Source organism: Longimicrobium sp. (assembly GCF_035474595.1).
In the GTDB taxonomy this organism is placed as follows: Bacteria; Gemmatimonadota; Gemmatimonadetes; order Longimicrobiales; family Longimicrobiaceae; genus Longimicrobium.
This window is the reverse complement of the sequence record NZ_DATIND010000001.1, coordinates 81,405-104,066: the sequence shown is the minus strand read 5'-3', so window position 1 is coordinate 104,066 and position 22,662 is coordinate 81,405. Positions and strand designations below refer to the sequence as shown.

Annotated in this window: 20 protein-coding genes; 16 read left to right on the top strand and 4 right to left on the bottom strand. The window is 70.4% G+C overall.

The genetic code is table 11. The features are described 5' to 3' along the window. Positions 1-6: 6 nt before the first annotated feature. The gene (locus tag VLK66_RS00380) at positions 7-1,224 is read left to right on the top strand and encodes an AAA family ATPase (RefSeq protein ID WP_325306973.1); all 1,218 of its coding nucleotides are present in this window, start codon (positions 7-9) and stop codon (positions 1,222-1,224) included. Positions 1,225-1,354: 130 nt separating this feature from the next. On the opposite strand, the gene cax is transcribed toward VLK66_RS00380, so the two are convergent. Beyond that, on the bottom strand, positions 1,355-2,503 hold the full coding sequence (cax, locus tag VLK66_RS00375; RefSeq protein ID WP_325306972.1) for a calcium/proton exchanger: 1,149 nt from the start codon (positions 2,501-2,503) through the stop codon (positions 1,355-1,357). A 142-nt stretch (positions 2,504-2,645) separates the two neighbouring features. Between cax and VLK66_RS00370 the strand changes: the two genes are divergently transcribed. The 14 genes from VLK66_RS00370 to VLK66_RS00305 all read left to right on the top strand — a co-directional run bounded on the left by VLK66_RS00370 (position 2,646) and on the right by VLK66_RS00305 (position 16,890). Then, on the top strand, positions 2,646-3,440 hold the full coding sequence (locus VLK66_RS00370; RefSeq protein ID WP_325306971.1) for an SIMPL domain-containing protein: 795 nt from the start codon (positions 2,646-2,648) through the stop codon (positions 3,438-3,440). Positions 3,441-3,545: 105 nt separating this feature from the next. Beyond that, a complete protein-coding gene (locus VLK66_RS00365) occupies positions 3,546-3,773 on the top strand; it encodes a hypothetical protein (RefSeq protein WP_325306970.1) in 228 nt (75 codons plus the stop codon). Between the two features lie 278 nt (positions 3,774-4,051). Next, positions 4,052-5,311, top strand: coding sequence for an ABC transporter substrate-binding protein (locus tag VLK66_RS00360; RefSeq protein WP_325306969.1), 1,260 nt, complete (start codon positions 4,052-4,054; stop codon positions 5,309-5,311). A gap of 415 nt (positions 5,312-5,726) precedes the next feature. Then, positions 5,727-7,790 (top strand): GAF domain-containing sensor histidine kinase, encoded by a 2,064-nt coding sequence (locus VLK66_RS00355; RefSeq protein WP_325306967.1) that lies wholly within the window; start codon positions 5,727-5,729, stop codon positions 7,788-7,790. A 220-nt stretch (positions 7,791-8,010) separates the two neighbouring features. Next, entirely contained in the window at positions 8,011-8,220 is a 210-nt protein-coding gene (locus VLK66_RS00350) for a cold shock domain-containing protein (RefSeq protein ID WP_325306966.1), read from the top strand. 171 nt (positions 8,221-8,391) lie between these two features. Beyond that, entirely contained in the window at positions 8,392-8,598 is a 207-nt protein-coding gene (locus tag VLK66_RS00345; RefSeq protein ID WP_325306965.1) for a hypothetical protein, read from the top strand. Further along, positions 8,588-9,205 (top strand): hypothetical protein, encoded by a 618-nt coding sequence (locus VLK66_RS00340; RefSeq protein ID WP_325306964.1) that lies wholly within the window; start codon positions 8,588-8,590, stop codon positions 9,203-9,205. The genes VLK66_RS00345 and VLK66_RS00340 overlap by 11 nt, the downstream gene beginning before the upstream one ends. A 282-nt stretch (positions 9,206-9,487) precedes the next feature. Further along, positions 9,488-9,892: a carboxymuconolactone decarboxylase family protein gene (locus VLK66_RS00335; protein ID WP_325306963.1), complete on the top strand. Its 405-nt coding sequence runs from the start codon at positions 9,488-9,490 to the stop codon at positions 9,890-9,892. Further along, the gene (locus VLK66_RS00330) at positions 9,889-11,031 is read left to right on the top strand and encodes an aminotransferase class V-fold PLP-dependent enzyme (protein ID WP_325306962.1); all 1,143 of its coding nucleotides are present in this window, start codon (positions 9,889-9,891) and stop codon (positions 11,029-11,031) included. The genes VLK66_RS00335 and VLK66_RS00330 overlap by 4 nt, the downstream gene beginning before the upstream one ends. Positions 11,032-11,806: 775 nt before the next feature. After that, entirely contained in the window at positions 11,807-12,340 is a 534-nt protein-coding gene (locus tag VLK66_RS00325) for a hypothetical protein (RefSeq protein WP_325306960.1), read from the top strand. An 8-nt stretch (positions 12,341-12,348) separates the two neighbouring features. After that, on the top strand, positions 12,349-12,867 hold the full coding sequence (locus VLK66_RS00320; RefSeq protein ID WP_325306959.1) for a hypothetical protein: 519 nt from the start codon (positions 12,349-12,351) through the stop codon (positions 12,865-12,867). Between the two features lie 27 nt (positions 12,868-12,894). Further along, positions 12,895-13,743, top strand: coding sequence for a hypothetical protein (locus VLK66_RS00315; RefSeq protein ID WP_325306958.1), 849 nt, complete (start codon positions 12,895-12,897; stop codon positions 13,741-13,743). Beyond that, positions 13,740-14,357 carry a hypothetical protein gene (locus tag VLK66_RS00310; RefSeq protein WP_325306957.1) on the top strand — a complete coding sequence of 206 codons (618 nt, stop codon included), beginning with the start codon at positions 13,740-13,742 and terminating at the stop codon, positions 14,355-14,357. The genes VLK66_RS00315 and VLK66_RS00310 overlap by 4 nt, the downstream gene beginning before the upstream one ends. 7 nt (positions 14,358-14,364) lie before the next feature. After that, complete coding sequence (locus VLK66_RS00305) at positions 14,365-16,890, top strand: carboxypeptidase-like regulatory domain-containing protein (protein ID WP_325306956.1); 2,526 nt, start codon at positions 14,365-14,367, stop codon at positions 16,888-16,890. Positions 16,891-17,014: 124 nt separating this feature from the next. On the opposite strand, the gene VLK66_RS00300 is transcribed toward VLK66_RS00305, so the two are convergent. After that, positions 17,015-18,499, bottom strand: a complete 1,485-nt coding sequence (locus VLK66_RS00300) for a hypothetical protein (protein WP_325306954.1) — start codon at positions 18,497-18,499, stop codon at positions 17,015-17,017. A 929-nt stretch (positions 18,500-19,428) separates the two neighbouring features. Between VLK66_RS00300 and VLK66_RS00295 the strand changes: the two genes are divergently transcribed. Then, on the top strand, positions 19,429-19,827 hold the full coding sequence (locus tag VLK66_RS00295; RefSeq protein ID WP_325306953.1) for a hypothetical protein: 399 nt from the start codon (positions 19,429-19,431) through the stop codon (positions 19,825-19,827). Positions 19,828-20,515: 688 nt separating this feature from the next. Here the strand turns inward: VLK66_RS00295 and VLK66_RS00290 are convergent. Both VLK66_RS00290 and VLK66_RS00285 read right to left on the bottom strand, forming a co-directional pair. Then, positions 20,516-21,871, bottom strand: coding sequence for a sigma-54 dependent transcriptional regulator (locus VLK66_RS00290; protein WP_325306952.1), 1,356 nt, complete (start codon positions 21,869-21,871; stop codon positions 20,516-20,518). A 114-nt stretch (positions 21,872-21,985) separates the two neighbouring features. Next, positions 21,986-22,273, bottom strand: a complete 288-nt coding sequence (locus VLK66_RS00285) for a nucleotide pyrophosphohydrolase (RefSeq protein ID WP_325306951.1) — start codon at positions 22,271-22,273, stop codon at positions 21,986-21,988. Between the last annotated feature and the right edge of the window lie 389 nt (positions 22,274-22,662).

Genomic DNA, 22,662 nt, shown 5'->3' with positions numbered 1-22,662 from the left:
GCGGCCATGATCCGCACGGTGATCCACGACGCGGCGATGTCGGCCGCCAAGGCGTACTCGCACGCCGCGGTGGAGCCGCGCCACGTCCTGTACGCGCTGGCCAAGCAGTTCCGCCAGCGCCCGGACTGCGAGGCGTGCTTCGCGCCCGCGAAGCGCTCGCTGGAGCCGGCGGGGAGCTCGTACGGGACGCCGTCCATCAGCGAAGCCGCCACCGCGATGCTCGACGCGCTGAAGACGGACGACGACGCGGTCGCCGCGCTGAAGCAGGCGTTCCCGGCGGGGGGCGAGGCCGGCGGGGGCGCGGCGGGGACGCAGACGGCCGACACGGCGCAGCAGGGGGCCAGCGTCGCGACCGACTCCGCCGCCGCGGCGAAGGAAGGGGAGACGATCGCCGAGATCCTGGCCGAGCTCGACGAGCTCACCGGGCTGGGGGCGGTGAAGGCCCAGGTGCGCAAGATCATCGCGGTGGTACAGGCGAACCGCGAGCGGGAGAAGGCGGGGCTGAAGGCCGTGCAGCCCGGCCTGCACCTGGTGTTCACCGGCCCGCCGGGGACGGGGAAGACGACGGTGGCGCGCATCGTGGCGCGGCTCTACGCCGCGGCCGGGGCGCTTCCCGGGGCGAAGTTCACCGAGGCCAGCCGCTCGGACCTGATCGCCGGGTACGTAGGCCAGACGGCGATCAAGACGCGCGAGGTGATCGACCGGACGAAGCCCGGCGTGCTCTTCATCGACGAGGCGTACTCGCTGACGCCCAGCAGCGGCGTGGACTTCGGCCACGAGGCCATCGCCACGCTGGTGAAGGCGATGGAGGACTTCCGCAGCCAGTTCGCGGTGATCGTGGCCGGGTACGAGGAGGAGATGAAGGAGTTCATCGGCTCCAACCCCGGCCTGCGCAGCCGCTTCAAGACGTACATCGACTTCCCCGACTACACCCCCGGGGAGCTGCGCGAGATCTTCGAGCGGATGGCGAAGGACGTGAACATCGGCCTGGCCCCCGGCGCCTGCGAGGCGGCGGAGCGGGTCTTCGCCCGCGCCACCGGGAAGCAGGACTTCGGCAACGCCCGGTTCGCCCGCTCGCTCTTCGAGCAGGCCTACGCGCGGATGGCCTCGCGCGCGGCGGTGGACGGCGCGGTGACGGTGGACGAGCTGACGGACCTGCTCGCCGAGGACATCGACGACGACCTGTCGATGCTGGCCCCGGACACGCGCCGCATCGGGTTCTGAGTCCCGCGGAGCCGGAATCGAACGAGGGCGCCCGGTCGGGAGCCCTCGTTCGTTTATCCACCGACATCCAACCCCGCGACCCTTCTCGTCATCCCGCGGCGTGTCGCATCGCCCGTTGCAGGATTCGCCATCACCCCCACCAGAACGCGGCGGCGATGATGCCGTAGAGGCCGATCAGCGCCACGCCCTCCAGCCAGATGGACTCGCCGTCGTAGACGATGAACGCGCTGACCACCGCGCTGAGCGCCATGGCGGCCACCAGCAGCGGCGGCATCACCAGCGTGAGCGGCGCGGGGGCCACGAAGATGCTGGCCAGCACCAGCATGGGCACCAGCGCCAGCGCGATCTGCAGCGAGCTGTTCAGGATCACGCTCATGGCGTAGTCGGGGCGGTTGCGGGCGGCCAGCTGAATGCCGACCACGTTCTCCACCGCGTTCCCCGCGATGGCCACTACCACCAGCCCGCTGAACGCCTCGGAGATGCCCAGCGTCTTCATGGCCGGGCTGAGCGCCTCCACGAACCAGTCGCTGACGAAGGCGGCGCCCACGCTGGCGCCCACCAGCACCGCGATGGCCAGCCACACCGGCCACGCCTCGTGCGCGGCCTCGCCGTCGTCGCACACCACCGCGGGGTCGGCGCGCAGCGAGAAGGGCAGGCTGGCGGCGAACACGGCCAGCAGCACCACCGCGCAGGCCACGCTCAGCGCCGCCTCGTGCGCGGCCGCGGGGGTGTGCAGGCCGGCCGCCAGCGTGGGAACGGCCAGCGCGGCCACGGCCAGCATCATCAGCGTGGCGGCCATCCGCGGCGCCTCGGACCCGAAGCGCTGGGTGCCGTTCTTCAGCCCGCCCACCAGCAGCGCCAAACCCAGCACCAGCAGCGAGTTGGCCAGGATGGAGCCCACCAGCGCCGCCTGCACCACCTGCACCAGCCCGGCGCGCAGCGCGAAGATGCACACGAACAGCTCGGGGAGGTTTCCCAGCGCGCTCTGCAGCACGCCGGTGGCGCCCGGGCCCATGCGGCTTCCCAGCTGCTCGGTGCCGCGCCCCACCATCATCGCCAGCAGCGACAGCGCCGCCGCGCACGAGGCGAAGCCCGCCACCGGCCCCGCGTGCGCGAAGGTGAGCACCGCCGCCAGCCCCGCGGCGGCGGCGGCCAGGGCGATGGCGACCGCGTCGCCTCGTTTGAATCCGGTGATGGAAACCTCCCGTTGCGCCTGGCTGGACCGCTGCCGCCGCGCCTTTCGCGGCGCCGACCGGCATCGGGGTGATGCCGATGGCAAGGATGCTGCCGCGCCAACGATCTCACGATGTCCATCCCCCGCATCCGTGCGGCTCGGCACGTCCCCCCGCGTTGATCTTCCGGCTCCGCGACGGTGGCATCGGCGGCGCCGCATCTCCATCCCCACCTTCCGGAGGCAGACGATGAACGGTTTCCTGTCCGCAGCCATTCTTGCCGCGTGCGTGCTCGCCGCTCCCGCCGCGGCCCAGGACCGGCCCGAGCCGATCGCCGCGGACGCGCGCCGCACCATCTCCGTGACGGGCGAGGCGGAGATCCGCGTGCCGCCAGACGAAGTGGTGCTGACGCTGGGGGTGGAGACCTTCGCCGCAAGCCTGCAGGCGGCCCGGAACGACAACGACGCGCGCGTGGCGGCCGTGATCCGCGCCGCACGCGCGCGCGGAGTTCCCGAGCAGCGCGTGAAGACCGACTACTTCGTCGCGGAGCCGCGCTACGACGACCGCACCCATGGCGAGCTGAGGGTGGCGGGCTTCGTGGTGCGGAAGAGCATCGTCATCACCCTGCGCGACATGGCGGCGTTCGAGCCGCTGCTGACCGACGCTCTGGGCGCCGGCGCCACGCACATCCACGGCATCGACTTCCGCGTCACCCGGCTGCGCGCCTATCGCGACAGCGCCCGCGCGCTGGCGGCCGACGCCGCGCGCGAGAAGGCGCAGGCGCTGGGCGAGCGGCTGGGGATGCGCCTCGGCGACCCGCTCACCATCGGCGAAGGGTCGAACGGCTGGTACTCGGGATACGGCCAGGGATGGGGCCAGCGCGGCGGGGCGATGGGGATGAACGTGGTGCAGAACGTGAGCGGCTCCGGCGAGAGCGCCTCGGTGGAAGGCCCCACCACGCCCGGGCAGATCGCGGTGCGGGCGAGCGTCAGCGTCGTCTTCGAACTCACGCCGCGGCCGGAGCGAACCGGGGCCGGGCGGTGACGGGCCGGCCCTGGGGCGCGGTAGCACGCGCGCAGCCCACGCGGCAGCCGGTTGCTGATCCCACGCTTGTTGATCTATCAGGTGTAACCAGTCTGGAGATTCCCGATGATCGAGGAAGTCACGTTCCAACAGTACGGCGGCGCGCTCGGCGTCACACTGCCCAGGGCGATGACCGACCGTCTGAACCTTGGGCCGGGTGACAAGGCATATGCGGTGGAGACGGAGAACGGGATTCTGCTGACGCCGTTTGATCCCGATTCAGCCCGCGTTGTCGAGGCCGAAGCGCGGGTCAGCAACAAGTACTCGAACGCGCTGGGCGAGCTCGCGAAGTGAAAGTTCGCGGGCTGGCCCCTCACCGGCGGCTGAAGAAGCCGCAGCAACAACTACGGGAAGCCTCGCAACTGCGCCAGGCTGATCCGCTCGCTATGCGGATCGGCGCTCACGATCGATCTCCTTTCGTCCTGTGGACGCGGCGTCAGGCCCTTTCCCCGGGATCGCGCGGGTGGCTTGCGCGGAAACGCGTGTGTGCCGAGCTTACCGTCGCGGCGAAACGGCGTCCACGACGGCGCCGTCCCACCTTCCCGCATCTCCCCCTCCACAGGAATCTCTCGATGACCGATCATCCGGCGCCGCGCGTGCTGCGGCGCGGCTGCAGGGCCGCTGCGCTCGTTGCCGTCTCCATTGCTGTCGCCGCGACCGCCGCGTGCAGCGACTCCACCGGCGCGGACAACCGCGAGGTGGTGCTGGGCGGCGTGTTCTCGCTCACCGGCAACTGGGCCTCGCTCGGCGTCACCAGCAAGGCGGCCATGGAGCTCGCCGTGGAGGACGTGAACGCGTACACCGCCGGGCGCGGCATCACCTTCCGCGCCGACGTGCGCGACACCAAGCTGGACCCCGCCACCGCGCTGGCCGCCGTGCAGTCGCTGCGCGAGAGCGGCGTGCAGGTGGTGATCGGGCCGCAGTCCAGCGCCGAGCTGGCCACGCTGAAGCCGTACGTGGACGCCAACCCGGTGATCGTGGTGAGCCAGTCGAGCACCGCGGGAACGCTGGCGGTGAAGAACGACCGCATCTTCCGCTTCACCCCCGCCGACAGCCTGGAGGGCGTGGCCGCGTCGGCGCTCATGTGGAGCGACGGGATCCGCGCCGTGGTGCCCATCTGGCGGGGCGACGCGGGGAACCAGGGGCTGCACACGGCTACGGCGGCGCGCATGGCCGCGCAGGGCGCCACCGTATCGGCCGGGGTGGAGTATGCTGCGAACGCGACGAGCTACACGGCCACCGTCGCGGCGCTGGCCATGCAGGTGCAGCAGGCGCTCGCCACGCACCCCGCCGGCCAGGTGGCCGTGTACTACGCCGGCTTCGACGAGACGGCCGACGTGTTCGCGCTGGCCGCGGCGAACCCGGCGCTGGCCTCGGTGCGCTGGTACGGCGCCGACGGCATCGCCCAGACCAGCCCCCTGCTCGCCCGCCCGGCCGCCGTGGCCTTCGCCGAGCAGGTGGGCTTCCCCGCCCCGCTGTTCGGGCTGGACCCGTCGGCCGCGGAGAAGTGGCAGCCGCTGGCGGCGCGGATCAAGGCGCGCTCGGGAACGGACCCCGACGCCTTCGCGCTGGCCGTGTACGACGCGGTGTGGGTGGCGGCGCAGGCGTACCTGGCCTCGCCGCGCTCCGTCTCCATCGACGAGCTGTCGGCGCGCTTCGTGGCCACGGCGGGCTCGTTCTACGGCGCCACGGGATGGACGGTGCTGAACCCCGCGGGCGACCGCCAGTACGCCGACTTCGACTTCTGGGCCGTCCGCCCGGCCGGCAGCGGGCACGCCTGGACGCGCGTGGCGTCGTACGACACCCGGCTGGGCACGCTCACCCGCTACTGAATCGTCCCCGCGTCCCGCATCCAGGAGGATGAAAGGAGCTCGGTCGTGAGCGCCGATCCCGCTTGGTGAGCGGATTCAGCCTCGCGCAGTTTGCGAGGCTTCCCGTAGTTGTTGCTGCGGCTTCAGCCGCCGGTGAGAGGGCTAGCCCGCGAACTTCCATTCAGCCAGCGGCGATCCGGCGTCCCGTGCGCGCAGGGACGATCGGATGGAGACAGCAAAGCCCCGGCGATCGGCGGATCGCCGGGGGTTTCCCGCTCGCCTTCCCCTGCCGGGGAGATGCGCGGTATCTCCCCGCTCCACCCGCGGCCGGGTCACGGATTTGCGTCTGCGGGGGGCGAGCGGACCACGCTCTATCCCGCCGCGCTCCCCACCACGCGCGTCAGGACGCCGGAATCGCGCGCGGGGGACCCACGACTTGAGCACCACCGAACAGACCGAGGGCTCGCCCTCCCCGGCCACTCCGCGCTCCCACGGAGGCGCGTCCGCCCCGTCCCCCGGCGCGGACGCGGACGCCTCGCGCGAGCAGGAGGCGCTGCGGTCCGCCGAGCGCGAGCGCGACCTGGCCGAGGCCAGCCGCGACCGCTTCTCGTTCCTGGCCGAGGTCAGCCGCTGCCTGGCCGACTCGCTGGACTACGAGGCCACGCTCACCACCGTGGCCGGCATGTCGCTCCCCTACCTCGACGCGTGGTGCATCGTCGACGTGCTGGAGGAGGGCGGCGACGTGCGCCGCATCGCCGTGGTCCACCCCGACCCCGGCAAGCAGGACGCCGCGCGCCGGCTGCACGCGCACTATCCCCCCCGCAGCACCGACCTGATCGGCGCGCCGCGGGTGATCCGCACCGGGCGCCCCGAGATGGTGTTCGACGTGTCGGACGAGGCGCTGGCCGCCGCCGCGCACGACGATGGGCACCTGGAGCTGCTGCGCGGGCTGGGGATCCGCTCGTACGTGATCGTTCCCATGGTGGCGCGGGGAACGGTGCTGGGGGCCATGACCTTCGTGACCGCCGAGAGCGGGCGGCGCTTCGGCGACATCGACGTGGTGATGGCCGAGGACCTGGCCCGCCGCGCGGCCATGGCGGTGGACAACGCCCGCCTGCACCGCGAGGCCGTGGAGGCCCGCGAGGCCGCCGACCAGGCGCTGGTGGAGGTGGAGCAGGCGCTGGAAGAGGCCACCACCGCCGAGGAGAACCTGCGCGACGCGCGCGACGCCGCCGAGGCGGCGCTGCGCACCCGCGACGAGTTCGTCTCCACCGTGACGCACGAGGTGCAGACGCCGCTGAACGCCATCATCGGCTACCTGCAATTGCTGGAGATGGACGTCAGCGGCGCGCTGGCCGACGCGCAGCGCGCCTACGTGCAGCGCGCGCAGGAAAGCGCCCGCCACCTGCTGCGGCTGGTGAGCGACGTGCTGGACTTCTCCCGGAGCGAGACGGCGCGGCTGGCGGTGGAGCACGAGGTAGTGAGCGCGCCGGAAACGGCCCGCGGCGCGCTGGCGCTGGTGCGCCCCCAGGCCGCGGGGCGCCTGCTCACGCTGGTGGACGAGACGCGCGAGGCCGCCGGGCTGCGCTACGTGGGCGACGAGTACCGCGTCCGCCAGATCCTGGTGAACCTCCTTTCCAACGCCATCAAGTTCACCCCCGCCGGCGGCCGCGTGACCCTGCGGTGCCGGCAGGAAGACACGGGGAAGGACGGCGGGCCGTGGCTGCGCTTCGCCGTCTCCGACACCGGCGAGGGGGTGAAGCCGGAAGACGCCGAGCGGATCTTCGAGCCCTTCGTGCAGGGCGCGGCGGGGCTCACCCGGCGCCACGGCGGCACCGGGCTGGGGCTTCCCATCAGCCGCCGCCTGGCGCGGCTGATGGGGGGCGACGTGACGCTGGAGCCCGCGGGCGACGGCCCCGGCGCGGTGTTCGTGCTGCGCCTCCCCGCCGGCGCGGCCGCGCCGGCGCCCGTGGCCGAGCGGGCGGAGACCGAGGGCTCGCCGCCGCCGGAGAACGGGCGCGCGGCCCGGCGCCGCGGCCTGGCCGCCGCCGGCGAGGCGCTGATGCGGCAGCTGAGCCCCACCGTGGACGACTTCGTCCGGCGCGCGCGCGCCGAGCCCGCGCTGGGCTTCACCGACGAGATCAGCGACGTGGACATCGCCGACCACCTGGGCACGCTGGTGACCGACGTGGCCAACTCGCTGGCCATCCTGGCCGGCGCCAGCGGCGAGGCCAGCGAGCTGCTGGCCGACGGCAACCGCATCCAGCGGCTGATCGGCGAGCTGCACGGCGCCCAGCGGCAGCGCCTGGGGTGGAGCGAGGACCAGCTCCTCCGCGAGGTCGGGCTGGTGAGCGGCGTGTGCGCCGACGCGCTGCGCCACGCGCTGGCCGGCGACGAGCGCGCGCTGCAGGCGGGCTCGTCGGCGCTCGAGCGGCTGCTGGACGAGCGGACGCGGGCGTGCCTCAGCGGCTTCCGCGGCTCGGCCACCGAGACCGTGTGATCCGGGCTGCGCGACCTGACGGATTTGACATTTCCGCCGGTTCCCGCTATCCTTCGTGCACGGAGAAAAAGTTCAGCCGAAGGGGACCTGGACAGCTGCTGTCCGGTCCCTTTTTTTCTGTCTTCCTCCCGCGTGCGGGGCGCCTTTCCCCGCGACGGACAGTCGGTGAGTACGGAGATACCGCACCCTCGGCAGGCCGGACATCAACACAGGAGTGCGTATGCGTACCACCGGAACCGTGAAGTGGTTCAACGACAGCAAGGGCTTCGGGTTCATCACGCCGGAGGACGGCGGCAAGGACCTGTTCGTCCACCACAGCGCCATCCAGGGGAGCGGCTTCCGCTCGCTGGGCGAAGGCGACCGCGTGGAGTTCGACGCGGTGGAGGGCCCCAAGGGCCCCTCGGCCGAGAACGTGGCCCGCGTGGGCTGATTTTCGGGACCTCGGCGCAGGCCGCAGGTGCCACGAGGGCCACTCCCGCTCGCGGGGGTGGCCCTTTCCGCATCCCTCCCCGCGGCCGGTTTGTTGCGCGGATGCGGGGATGAGCCGGACGCGGCCCGGGAGCCGGACCGCGCGACCCACGAGCACACGGAGAGCCAGGTCATGGCCAGACGCCCCAACTACGGCGCCGAGAAGCGGAGCAAGGAGCTCGGCAGGCAGCGCAAGCAGGAAGAGAAGGAAGAAAAGAAGCGCGCCCGCCGCGAGGCCGCGCTCGCCGGCGACTCCACGGGCGCCGGGCTGGAGGGCGCGGAGATGGCGCGCACCGGCGCGGACGACGAGGACGGCGGCGGAGACGACGGTGGCGAGTAGCGCCCCGCCGTCCGCCTCGGCCCGCGGCGCCGACGCGGCGCTGGAGGCGCGGCTGGCGGCGGTGATCGCGGACGGGCGCGACATCTGGGAGCGCTTCGACCGCGAGGTGCGCGCGAACGGCTTCCACCCCTTCATGCCGGGCGACTACGCCCGCGTGCTGGAGGGGCTGCGGGCGCTGCGCGCGCCGGGGCGGCGCTTCCTGGAGTGGGGGTCGGCCACCGGCGTCATCACCATCCTGGCCGACCTGCTGGGCTTCGAGGCGTACGGGATCGAGCTGGACGCGCGGCTGGTGGAGGTGGCACGCGCGCTGGCGGCGCGGCACGGCTCGGCGGCGCGCTTCGCGGCGGGAAGCCTGTTCCCCACCGGCTACCGCTTCCGCGGCCGCGACGGCGACTCGCGCACCGGCACGCTGGGCGACGGCGAGTCCGCGTACCGCCGGCTGGGCCGTCCGCTCATCGACTTCGACGTGGTCTACGGCTACCCGTGGGACGGCGAGGAGCCGGTGATGCACGACCTGATGCGCCGCTACGGCGCGAGCGATGCGCGGCTGATGCTGATGGGCGGCGATGGCCTGCGCGTGTTCCGCGGCGGCCGCAGCGAAGGCTGATCCCGTCGCGGGAGAGCCGTCCCGCGCCGGCGCCGCCCGCGCGTGCGTCCGAAGCGGCCATCGTGGCGGCTGGCGAAGCTGCAGGGCTGACCCCGCGTCCCCGCCTTCGCGGCGAGCGCGGGACGGGCAAGCGGCGCGGGTGCGGCGGGATTCTCCTGCCGCACCCGCGTTCCTGCGTGATCCCGATATCGAATCCGCTAACGTGGATGGCGCTTGACGGGGGAGGACGGCCGCCGCAGGTTGCGCGGCTCCTTACTCCACCCGAGATGAGCGCGACGAGCGATGGCGAACAGCCTGGAAGAATTCCGCCGGTTCCGCGAGCGCATGAACGAGCGCATCCTGGAAGCCGGCAACCTGGAGATCAAGCGCTTCTTCGCGCTCGACACCCGCTGCTACGAGCCCGGCGCGCTCGACGTGAAGACCAAGGAGCTCCTGGGCCTGGTCGCCTCGATGGTGCTGCGCTGCGACGACTGCATCACCTACCACATCGTCCGCTGCAAGGAAGAGGGCGTCACCGACCCCCAGTTCCTCGAGGCCTTCAACGTGGGCCTGGTCGTCGGCGGCTCCATCGTCATCCCCCACCTCCGCCGCGCGGTCGACACGCTGGACCAGATCAACGCGCAGACCGGCGCTTCGGCCGCGTCGGACGAGGAGCTCACCGAGGGCGCGGAGGAGGTGGGCGCATGAGCACCGTCCCCCATCCGGAGCTCGAGGCCTTCCGCCGCGAGTTCCCCATCCTGCAGACGCGCACCTACCTGAACTCCTGCTCGCTGGGCGCGCTGGGCACGCGGTCGATGGGGTACCTGGGCGAGTACCAGGCGCTCTGGAATACCTTGGGCGCCAGCGCCTGGTACGAGCTGTGGATGGGGCGCATCGGCCACCTGCTGGACCGCGTGGCCTGGCTCTGGAACGCGCGCCGCAGCGAAGTCGCCCTCTCGCCCAGCGTCTCCGGCGCGGTGGCGGCCATCGCCTCGGCGGTCGACTACTCGAAGCGCAACAAGGTCGTCGTCGCCGACCTCGACTTCCCCACCCTGGTCTACCAGTGGCTCGCGCGGCACGACGTGGAGGTGGTCCGCGTTCCCAGCGACGACGGGATCGGGGTGGACCCGGCGCGCTGGGCGGAGTACGTGGACGAGCGGACGGCCATCGTCGCCACCTCGCACGTCTTCTACGGCACCGGCTACGTGCAGGAGCTGGGGCCGGTGGCGAAGGCGGCGCGGGCCGCGGGAGCGCTCTTCCTGGTCGATGGCTACCAGGCCGCGGGGCAGATCGCCGTCGACCCGCGCGCGCTGGACGCGGACGTGTACGTGGGCGGGCCGCTGAAGTGGCTCCTCGGCGGGCCGGGGCTGGCCTTCCTCTGGGTGCGCGAGGAGCTCATCGACTCGCTGCGCCCCACCGTGACCTCGTGGTTCGGGGCGGCGAACCAGTTCGCCTTCCGCGTGGACGAGCTGGAGTACCGCGAGGACGCCGGGCGCTTCTCCCTGGGCACCCCCGCCGTCCCCACGGTCTACACGGCGCTGGGGGGACTGGAGGTCTTCGCCGCGGCGGGGCTGGAGAAGTGCCTGGAGCGCACGAAGGCGCTCACCGAGCATCTCGTCGCGCGGCTGGATGACGAGGGATGGGAATTGAAGATGGCCCGCGACCCCGCGCGCCGCTCCGCCATCATCCTCGTCCGCCACCCGGACGCGCCCGGCGCGGTCCGCCGCCTGGCCGAGCGCGGCATCATCGTGGACTACCGCGCCGGCTACGTCCGCGTGTCGCCCCACTTCTACAACACGCCGGACGAGAACGACCTCTTCGTCGACGCGCTCGGCTCGATGCGGTGAGCTGGCGCTCCGGCGGCTGAAGCCGCAGCAACCACTACGGGAAGCCTCGCAAACTGCGCGAGGCTGATCCGCTCATTCTGTGGCATCAGCGCGGGGGTCGAGCCGGTGGAGATGGCATCTCCGCCGGCTTTCTGTGTTGGGGAATGATCATACCCGATCCGAATCTACCAACGCAGAGAGAGACGTCATCCTGAGGCCGCCCACACCGTTCTTGCCGCCGCACGAACGGTTGCAGGCCGAAGGATCCATAGCCAAGGCCGCACGTGCGCCGGATTGCACGATCATCCCCGGATCCGGTATGGAGACGGCGTCTCCGCCGGGCTCTGCGTTTGGGGGATGATCCCGATCGGACACACACCTTTCCCGCGGCGGGTCCCATCCCTTCCGATCGATCTCGCGCGACCGGATTCTACGGCCGGCGGTTCGTCTTCCTGATCCAAGCGGTTGCTCCATATCCACTTCGGACATTGCAGAGTGCGGCAGGTGTTGCAATCCGTCACCTCCGCGCGTTTCCGGCGGCACACGCGATCCGACAAATGGAGCGGATCCAGGTGATTTGTTCCCGATCGGGAACAAAGCGCGTTCCCCATTGGGAACACGGAGACGATGGACAGCCTCCGGGGAGCCGTATAAATTCTTGCCACCGTTCAACTTCCCTACACGGTCCGCAGGGCACGTGCGTTGCCTCCCCAGAGCGGCGACTGCCCGTGCAGAACCTCGCAGTGCACTGAAGCAGCGATCCCCATCTCCAAAACACACCCTGAGGAGCAGATCCATGAAGAAGCTCGTCCTGAGCCTCGCCGCCGTGGCGTGCGCCGCCGTTCCCGCCATGGCCCGCGCGCAGACCGCCAGCGCCACCGTGATCGCCAGCGCCACCGTGCAGGCCAGCCTGACCGCCGCCACCACGCACCCGCTGAAGTTCGGCACGCTGGCCATGGGCGCCAGCTCCACGCTGGCCTCCAGCGGCGCCGGCCAGGCTTCGCTCTCGGGGCTGACCACCGCCGGCCTGGGCCAGATCCAGGTGTCGCACAACTCCAACGTCGGCGTGACCGCCGTGGTCCCGACGTCGCTCACCAACCCGGTCACCAACACCACGCTGGGCTTCTCGGCCACCTGCGCCACGGCCACCAGCAGCGGCGGCACCGGCACCGCGGTGGGCAGCTGCGCCTCGTTCTCGTTCAACGCGGCGGCCCCCGGCACCGTGCAGAACACCTTCGTGCTGGTCGGCGGCACCGTGACCGGCAACGCGGCTTCGGGCGTGGGCACCTTCACGGGTGACGTGGACTTCACCTTCACCGCGACCAACTGATCGCGGCCATGGCGAAGCGCACTGCTGCGTCCGCGCTTCGCCGCGGGCCGGGGGCGTGGCTCTGCGCCGCGCTCCTGGCCCTGCTCGCGGGACCGTGCCCTGCCCGCGCGCAGGGCACGGTCTCCGTGCTTCCGGTGCAGGGGCTGCGCTTCGGCACCCTGTCGTCCGGCATCCCCACGGTGGTCAGCCCCATGGACGGGAGCCACCGCGCCTCGATCGAGCTGCTGGGCGCGGGGCACGTGACCGTGGCCTTCGAGCTCCCGCCGGGGCTGCGCGCGGGGACGGGACCGGGCGGCGCGCTTCTTCCGCTGCGCTTCGGCGCGGCGGACGGGCGGGTGACCTTTCCGGGCTCGGGAAAGAGCCTGGTCTTCGACCCGGCGGCGCCGGTGTCGTTCAACATCCCCCCCGGGCTGGGCGGCGCCACCGTCTGGCTGGGCGGCTCGGCCGAGCCGGGGCCGAGGCAGGCGCCGGGGAGCTACTCGGCCACCATCACCGTGAACGTGGTCGTCGCCAACCCGGCGACGTGAACGCGGGACCTCAGCAGGAAAACCCGGATGGCCGTACGCGGTCGCATCTCCTTCTCCCGATCTGGGCGCATCGCCGCCGCCGCGCTGGCGCTGCTGGCGGGCACGGCCGCGCGCGCGCACGCCGTGTCGGTGAGCCCCACGGCGCTGTACATCGACAGCCGCACCCGTACGGCGGTGCTCACCCTCTTCAACCCCGGCTCGCTGGCCGAAGAGGTGACCATCGACTTCGCCTACGGCTTCCCGCAGGCGGACTCGGCGGGGAACGTGACCGTGCCGACCACGAAGGAGCCGCCCGCGGGCGAGCCCAGCGCCATGGCGTGGCTGCGCGCATTCCCGCGCCGCCTCCTGCTGCAGCCCGGCCAGCGGCAGATCGTCCGCGTCCTGGTGGAGCCGCCGGCGGACCTGGCGGACGGGGAGTACTGGGCGCGCGTGCTGGTCTCGTCGCGCGGCGGGCAGCCGCCGATCGAGCAGACGCAGGGCGACGTGCGGCTGCAATTGAACGTGCAGACCACGCTGGTGATGGCCGCCAACTACCGGAAGGGCGACGTCCACACCGGCGTGAGCCTCACCGCCGCGTCGGCCCGGCGCACGGCGGACGGGGTGCAGATGCAGGTGGACCTGAACCGCACCGGCAACGCCGCCTACCTCGGCCGGATGCGCGCCGAGCTGGTGGACGCGGGCGGCAGTGTGGTCGCCACGCTGTACGACGACCTGGCCGTCTACCGGACGATGCGGCGCCGGCTCACCTTCGCCGTTCCCGCGGGGGCGAGCGGGCCGTTCACCGTGCGCATCCACATCGACACCGGGCGCGAGGACCTGCCCCCCGGCGGCGCGCTCCCGGCGGCGCCCATCGACCAGCGGATCCCCGTCTCATGACTCCGCGCGGCGCGCTGCTGTCCATCCTCACCCCGGTGCTGCTCCTGGCGGCACCGGGCGTGGCCGCGCGCGCCGCCGCCCAGACGCCGCCGCAGTGGAAGTCGACGGTCACCGCCAGCGTCATCGTGGCCCCGCCGCCCATCCTGCTGACCACCACGCGCGACCTGTACTTCGGCAACGTGAGCCCCGGGCAGGTGGTCTCCGTCCCCGCCCGTCCCGCCTATCCCGTGGGAACGTGGGCGGCGGGGGCGCGCTTCGGGAACCTGGCCAAGACGGTGCGCTACGGCGTGCGCTTCACCCTCCCCACGCAGCTGGCCAACGGCACGGCCACCATGCCGGTGAGCTGGAACGGCACGCAGTACGGCTGGCTCTGCGTCTGGAACCAGAGCACGGGAACGGCGGGCGTCTGCGCGGTGCAGGACGCGTCGTTCAACCCGTCGTCGCACACCACGCCGGCCGCGGCGCTGGTGATCGACCTGCCGAACAACACGCCGCAGAACAACGTCTTCGCGGCGGACGTGTACGTCGGCGGGCAGCTGAGCGTCCCCGCCGGCTCGCTGAAGCCCGGCACCTACTCCGCCCCGGTCACGATCACCGTCACCGTGATCGGCTGAGGGAGCCATGCGCCGCTGGACCCGGTGCGCGGGCGCCCTCCTTCTCCCCCTGGTCTCCGTCTTCATCGCCCCCCGCCGCGCGGCCGCGCAGGAAGAGGGGCTCTTCGAGCTCCGCCTGACCGCGCTCCCCGAAAGCCGCACCGTCTCCGTCCTGCTGGACCCGCGCGGGCAGCCGCTGGTGCCGCTGCGCGCCGCGCTGGACTATCTCCAGATCCCCGTGGAGGACCGCGGCGACACCGTGACCCTGCAGTGGCCGCCGGGGGTGTGGAGCACGCGCGTGGACCTCGCCACCCGCACCGTCACCTCCGCCCGCACCGCCTTCACCGTCGCCCCGGAGGAGTGGCTGCGGCGCGAGCGCGAGGTCTACCTCTCCCCCGCCGCGCTGGGCCGGATCCTGGGCGGCGAGGTGCAGGTGGACTGGGAGAACGTGAGCATCCTCTTCGGCGGGCGGAACGACTTCCCGGCCGTGCGCCGCGCGCAGGAGGCCGCCCGCCGCGAAGGCGACATCCGCGCGGGCGGCGGCGCGCTGCGTCCCGCGCCCGAGCCGGACGTCCCCTATCCCTCGCGCAGCGGCGGATGGACGGCGGGATGGGGGATCTCGGGAGACTGGACGCAGGGCGACTTCCGCGGGCGCGGACGCGCGGCGGTGGGCGCGGCGCTGCTGGGGGGATCGATCGAGAGCGGGGGGACGGCGGCGTTCGACTCGGGCGGCGTGCGCTTCGTGGACCCGTACGGCACCTTCGAGCGCGCCTTCCCGCGCTCGCGCTGGGTCCGGCAGCTGCAGCTGGGCGACGTGCTGAGCGACGGCCTCATCACCCGCCCCTTCTTCGGCGCGGCGGTGACCAACGAGCCGGTGTACGCGCCGCGCTTCTTCGGCGAGGCGCTGATCCGCCCGGTGGTTCCCGCCGGGTGGGAGTACGAGGTGTACCAGGGCGACTACCTGGTGGGCGTCTCCACCCGCGGCTCGCAGGACCCGGTGCCCACGCCCATCGGCTACGGAACCACGCCGGTGCGCGTGCGCCTGCTGGGCCCCGCCGGGCAGGAGCGGGTGGAGGAGCTCACCTTCCTGGTCCCGGCCGTCCAGGTGCCGCCGGGGGAATGGAGATACTTCGCCGGCGCGGGGGCCTGCCGCACCGACGAGTGCGCGGGGTACGGCTACGCGGACCTGCGCCGGGGGATGTCGAGGACGCTGACGCTGGGCGCGGGGGTGGACCACACCGCGCGCCGCGACAGCGCGGCCGAGACGCACCCGTACGGGATCGCGTCGTGGAATCCGCGGCCGGAGCTGCGCGCCGAGGTGCGGGCGCGCGCCGGCTCGTTCGTGCACGCCGAGCTGCAGCGCTACAACCGCTTCGGGGGGTGGCGCGTGGCGGGGGGATGGAAGCGGCAGGAGGGGTTCAGCACGCTCACCGCGCCGCAGTGGTTCACCGAGGCGGGGGGAACGCTGAAGGTGGGGCTCCCGGGGCGCGGGCAGCTGCTGGGCCTGGCGCTCCGGACGCGCGGCGAGCGCCCCGGCGGCGTGGACGCGTGGCAGGCGTCGGCTACCAGCGGCTACCGGCGCGTGCAGGTGACCGCCGCGTACGAGAGCGGCTTCCAGGCGGCGGACGTGGCCACGGTGCAGGCGCACATCTTCGTCCCGCGCTACGTCTTTCCCACGCTCCGCGACCTGAACCTCACCTCGCGCGTCGACTGGTCGGCGGGCGGGGTGCGGACGGCTTCGCTGGGCGCGCAGTTCCGCCCCGCCGAGCGCGCCAGCGTCACCGTCTCGGCCGGGTGGAACGGGGACACGCGCCAGCCGGAGCTGGCCATCGCGCTGGTGACGCGCACGCCCTCGGCGTACCTGCAGACCAACGCCTTCAGCCAGGGCGCGCGCCGCGGCGCCTTCGTGAGCGCCGGCGGCGGGGTGGCGCTGGGCGCCGGCGGCATCGTCGCCAGCCCGTTCGAGACGATGGGGCGCGGCGGGGTGAGCGGGCGCGTGTTCTACGACGAGAACGGCAACGGGGTGATGGACCAGGGCGAGCAGCCCGCGGCCGACGTTCCCGTGGCGGTGGGCGGCGAGCGGGCGAAGTCCGACGCCAGCGGCCGCTACCGTTCGTGGGGACTGCTCCCGTACGCCGTCCTCCCGCTGGGCGTGGACACGCTGAGCCTGACGGTGACGGACGTGGCGCCGCGCACGCCGGAGTACCTGCTGCGGCCCACGCCCAACGCGTACAGCCGCATCGACCTGCCGCTGGTGCGCACGCGCGAGGCGGCGGGGCACGTGCGCTGGCGGGGGACGCGGGGCGCGCTGGGCGGCATCACCGTGGAGATCCGCCGCGAGGGTGACTCCCAGGCGCGCCGCGCCGTGACCTTCAGCGACGGCGAGTTCTACGTCACCCGGCTCCCCGCGGGCGAGTACACGCTCACCGTGGCCGCCAGCTCGCTCGCGGCGCTGGGCGCGGTGACGGAGCCTGCGTCCGTGCGCTTCGCCGTCCCCGCGACCGCCGGCTCGGACGCGGTGGAGATCCCGCCCATCTATCTGCGCAAACCCTGACCGTCTTTTTTCTCACAGAGGAACCAGAGGGGCTTCTTCGTCGATCTTGTTGCAGGGATAAGCATGAAGGAACAGCGTACCGCTTCCCATCGCATCGATTTTCTGCGGCTCCTCGGGAGAAAAACTAACGAAACACCGCCAGCCACTTCCGAGCCGCCATCCGCTTCTTGATCGTAATGGCGATCGCTATCACTATCAGCACCGGAAGGACCACCACGCCAGCCCAGAATACCAAATAAAGTACAATGGCGGAAAGCGCGCCAGCGAGTCCAAGAAGAATAGCAAGGCAACCAGGTTCCTCGGACATCACGCTCTCTGCGAGGCGTGCACCCAGCATGCCTACAACCACGGCACCTGCTGTACCGGCAGCAGCCATGCCTGCTGCCTGCCAAGGCTCCTTGATCGCTGCTTCCTCCTGTTTCGCAAGGTCTTCGGCAAGTTCCTGAAGAACGCGTCCTATCGCCTTGTGATCGCGCGATACATGTGCCGCCTCCGACAACCGGTTCACGGTCCACGCAGAAAGCTGTGATTCGGCGGGAGCGGGCCGGTCACTTTGCCACTCGGCCAAGCGAACCACCTCTCCAAGGGTCACCGCGTCTGGCGCACGAAAAAACGCATCGATAAGCGCAGTCCATCTCGACAATCCATCTGCCGCCGTAACCGCGTCCCACGACGTGGGAAGTCTCAGAAGCTTTGGCAATCTCTCTGTGAGTTGCGCAACAGCCTGAGACCGAAAACCATCGTTCTTTTCAAGCACGCCTATGATGGACGGTAGTCCCTCAGCAGACCCCAGGGCCTGTGACATCAAGTGTACGGTCCAATCCGAGGTTTCATCGAGGTGAGCCAAACGTGTCTGGTGCCACTCCCGGAGCTGCAGTACGTCGTAGAGTGGCACCGAGTCGCTTTGCGGCCCCAGAAGGGGTTCGGCAACGACCAGCCATCTCTTGAAGTCTTCGGCATTGTTAAAAAGCGCCCATGCCGTCGCACCTGCCAAGATTCCGGCCAGTTCAACTTTCAACACTTCGGCGACCCGTTTGCGAAGACCGTCAAAAGCGCGTATCACTACAGGCCGGTGTGGTGCAAAATCCCCCTCTTCGTCGCTCATGGCGATCAGTGCAAAGCGCCGATCTAGCAGGACGGCGTCAGACAGGGGCTTGACGGCATCCTCGGGCCGCCCCAGAGCCATCAGGACCTTGGAAACATGGAAGACAGCTGCTGAATGGGCTGGATCGAACTCGACCGACTTATTGGCCCACGCCAGAGAATTCTCATAATGCTGGTGGCAAAAGTCGACCCAACTCATCGTCAAGGCGGCTACGCTTGCTCCCGGAAGATCGTGGTCCCCAATCGCCAACCGGACCGCCGTGGCTGCGCATTCCCCAGCGATATCAAGATTTACGTAGGCAGCCAGATCCCCAGCCCCACCGATGTGTACAACTGCCTTTTGGTGGAAGAGGCGCCAGTCAAGACGGTAACCGGTTATCTGGCCATCTCCGCTCAGCGCATGCTCGATAGCCGCCTTGGCTTCAGACAAATCCTGCATGGAATAGGCTTTTCGCGAGTCGTCGTAGTATTCGTATGCCTTTCTTCTATTCGGAATCTTGGCCATCCGTATGAGTTCATCAATGGACTCATTGAGCCTGCCAACCTGCGATATCAACGTTCCAAAGCCCCACCTGAGCGTTGCGTCTAGGCTTTGAACTGACTCGTTCACGGTCCATACGGCCGATTCCACTTGCCTCACGGCTTGGGAAACACTACTCGTGACTTGGATATTGTCGCGGCTCAACGCTTCAATGGACGTAACTTGCTCGCGGGCCCCTCGTGAGATTTCGAGGGTAATGTCATCCACGTATGCCTGGGCCTGCAGATAGTCCCGCCATGGTCCAGACCCTCTATAGTATTGAGCCATTCCGGTCTCCAATAGTAGGTTAGGCAACGCCTTTCGTCGGCTGGGCTAAATGGTTTTGTTCAGTAGATAGAAGAATACCGTCCAACGCTCAAGCCCTGCTCGCGCCGGTTATTTTTGCAGAGCGCGAACGTCCCCGCCCAAATTCGCTTATATCCAGATAGTGCTACGGCACCGGTACGTCAAGCGACAGAAGTTCGCCCGCAACCTGCGACGACATGAAGATGCATCGTAAACCACAGTCTCTACGATCCCCATAGGCCGCCTAGAAGGCATCAACAACATGATCAAGGTTTTTAGGCGGCATACGGCTTCCGCGACGATACCTACTTCAAGAAATCAAGGGCGCCTTCCCTTGGGTATGCTGTAACTAAATCCGCGATGAACCGGAACCGAATTGCTGTTCTCTGGTCCTCTGGTTCCTCTGGGTGAAACAGGATCGTCGGTGGCGCGATTTTGTACACCCGGCCGCAAGTGATTGGGATTGGGTGATTTAGAATGATGGCGAGCAGAAGGCGTATTCGATCTCCACGGGGAGGGCGATGCTCGTCGCCTGCATAAACATGGGCAAATAAATGACTTAGCGATTCTGCTCGGGTGGCGTGGCTCTGGCGTCGGCCCATGGTTCCATGAGCCGATCCGCACGCATCCTCCTGGCCGCCGCGGCGATGATTCTCGCCGCCGCCGTGCCCGCCGCCGCCCAGAGCGCGCGGGGGACCGTCACCGCGTCCGCCACCGTGGTGGAGCCGATCGGCTTCGCGGCGGGGCCGAGCACCGTCGCATCGTCGCGCCGGGCGATCGACGTCACCACGCCGGTGGCGGTGCGGGGGCGCGCCGCGCACGTGGTGCAGGTCGTCCGCGCCGGCGACGCCCAGCCGCGCATCGACGCCGCCGTGCGCCCGCACCCGCGCGCCACCTCCGCCGCCGGCGCGACCGAGAGCGCGTACGACGTGCGCCTGCGCGTTACTCCGCGGCTCGCCGGGGACCCGCCGTCCGCGGTGACGTACGTCATCTCTACCGTGAATTGATGCGGAAGGATCTGTCCTCCCCGGAAATGCTGACGTGGCGCCGCTTGGACGGCGCCAGTCGAGGCGGATGTGTGGCAGGGAGGTTCCCGGGGGCGGGCGGAGGGCTGGTACTGCGAAGCTTGGGCGCGGATGAGGGAACTACGGTTGTGGCGGCGGCCACGTCAGCATGCGCCCTGGGCAGGTGCGCAGCGGTCGGTCGAGGATCCGTCCGCCGCGCCGTGCCTATGAATCAGGCAAGGTTCGGCCCAGTCGCGACAGATCCGCAACCATATCTCCCGCAACGCTTTAGGTTGGATGGACGGGCGGTGCGGGTTTTCCGCCGTTCCCGTCCGGGAACACACCGCGTTCCCCTGAGGAACATCGCGGGGGAGGCGAAAGCGACAGATTGTCTCTCCACCCTCCATTCCGAAGCCCAAAACGCGGTCCGGAGGGGGGTGATCGGTCCGCCGAGTGCGCTTCGTCGGACCTGTCGTTCCCGATCGGGAACACGGAATGAGGTGAGGCTGGATCGGAGCGGGGCCGCGGACTCACGTGCTGGCCGGCGATAGATCCTTCGGCCTGCAGAGGATTGCGTGCACACGGGTCGCGGTGTGGCCGGCCTCAGGATGACGTCTATAGAAAAGGCCCGGCGGATTCCCGTCGGGCCTTACTCCTCCATCCCCTGTCCCCTGTCCCTGTCCCCTGTTCCTTATGCCGCGTCCTGGATGATCCCGTGGCGCTTGCGGCGCTGCCAGAGGACCTTGCGCGAGACGCCCAGCTGGCGCGCCGCCTCGTTGATGCTGCCGCCCACCTCGCGCAGCGTTGCCTCGATGTACATCCGCTCCACCTCGTCCAGCGTAAGCCCGCGCGGAACGGGGATGTTGTTGTGCTCCTCGGGGCGCCCCGGGCCGCCGCTCAGCTCGGGGATCTGCAGCACCGGGCTGCGCGAAAAGATCATCGAGCGCTCGATGACGTTGCGCAGCTCGCGCGCGTTCCCCGGCCAGTCGTATCCCTGCAGCCGCCGCGACCCCTCGCTGTCGATCTCCGGCATCGGCTTGGCGAAATACTCGGCCGCGCGCTTCACGAAGTGCCGCGCGATGGCCGGGATGTCGCTCTTGATCAGCCGCAGCGGCGGGAGCACCTGGCTGGCCACGTTCAGCCGGTAGTACAGGTCCTCGCGGAAGCGCCCGGCGCGCACCTCGCCGGCCAGGTCCACGTTGGTGGCCGCGATCACGCGCAGCGACACCCGCTGCTCGCTGGTGGAACCGATGCGGCGGAAGACGCGGCCTTCCAGGAAGGTCAGCAGCTTGGCCTGCAGCTCCAGCGGCATCGACCCGATCTCGTCCAGGAACAGCGTGCCGCCGTCGGCCACCTCCACCAGCCCCTTCTTGCTCTGCCGCGCGTCGGTGAAGGCGCCCTTCTCGTAGCCGAACAGCTCCGCCTCGAGCAGCGTGCCGGGGATGGCGGCGCAGTTCACCTCCACGAAGCGGAAGGCCGACTGCAGGCTGGCGCCGTGGATGGCACGCGCCACCATGTTCTTGCCCGTGCCGCTCTCGCCCAGCAGCAGCGCCATCACCTGCGGCACCGAGGCCACCTGGTCCACGAACTCGCGCACCTGCTGCACCAGCGGGTGCGAGCCCACGATCCCGTGCCGGTCGAACTTGATCTCGGTGACGGTGGACAGCAGCTCGCGCGCGGGCGTCTCCTCCACCGCGCGGCGCAGGCGCGTTTCCAGCGCCTTGGGCTCGATGGGCTTGGTGACGAAGTCGGTGGCGCCCGCCTCCAGCGCCAGCTCGGCGTCGCCCTCCATGCCGCGCGTGGTGACGATGATGATGGGGAGCGTGCGGTCCAGCGCGCGCAGCCGCTCGGTGAACGCGATGCCGTCCATCCCGGGCATGGTCAGGTCGCACACCACGGCGTCGGGCGGATCGGCGCGGATCTCGTCCAGCGCGTCCTCGGCGCGGGTGAAGCCCTTGGTGACGAAGCGGCGCGCGCGCTCCAGCTGCGCGGTGACCAGCGCCACCTGGTCGGCTTCGTCGTCGATGATGAAGACGGTCGGGTTCACGGAACTGCGGGTGCGAAAGTGCGAAAGTGCGGGCCTGCGGGCGGCCACTTCGGCGTTGCGACGAACATCCGGGCGAGGCCGATTCCCTATCCCCTGTCCCCTGTAACCTGTCCCCTACTTCCGTTCCCAGCGGTCGGCGTCGCGCACCTCGTACTTGCGGAGCGTGCGCTCGATGGCGTCCTGCAGGTCCAGCCCCATCTGGTTGGCCAGCACCACGCACACGAACACGATATCGGCCAGCTCCAGCGCCACGTCCTGGTCCGGCTCGCCCGGCTTCTTGGTCTTGGGGCCGTAGCGGTGGTTCAGCTCCCGCGCCAGCTCGCCCACCTCTTCCGTCAGCCGCGCCAGGTTCACCAGCGGCGGAAAGTACCCTTCCTTGAACTGCCCGATATAGGCGTCCACCTGCCTCTGAACGTCGCGGAGATCCATCCGGGCGCCATGTTCGTTCGGGTTGTCGGGGAGATTGGTCTGAAAGGTATGCCTGTTCCCAAACGGAAACAAGGGCCTTGGCTGTGGGGAGATTTCCGTCACAGGGCGACGGATCACCTGGAAGGGCGATTGAAATCGCGGCAACAACGGCCCGAAGTCCGCCTTCGCGGACTCCCCGCCTCGGCATCTCCGCTCGATTCAATCCGGCAGAACGCCTCCGGTTCGCCTCCGCGCTCCGATGCCAGCCGAACAGCCTCGCGCAGTTTGCGAGGCTTCCCGTGGTTGTTGCTGCGGCTTCAGCCGCCGGTGCGCGGAGACGGGGCTCCTTGCGACGGCTTGTTGGGCGGCCCATTCTTTGGCTG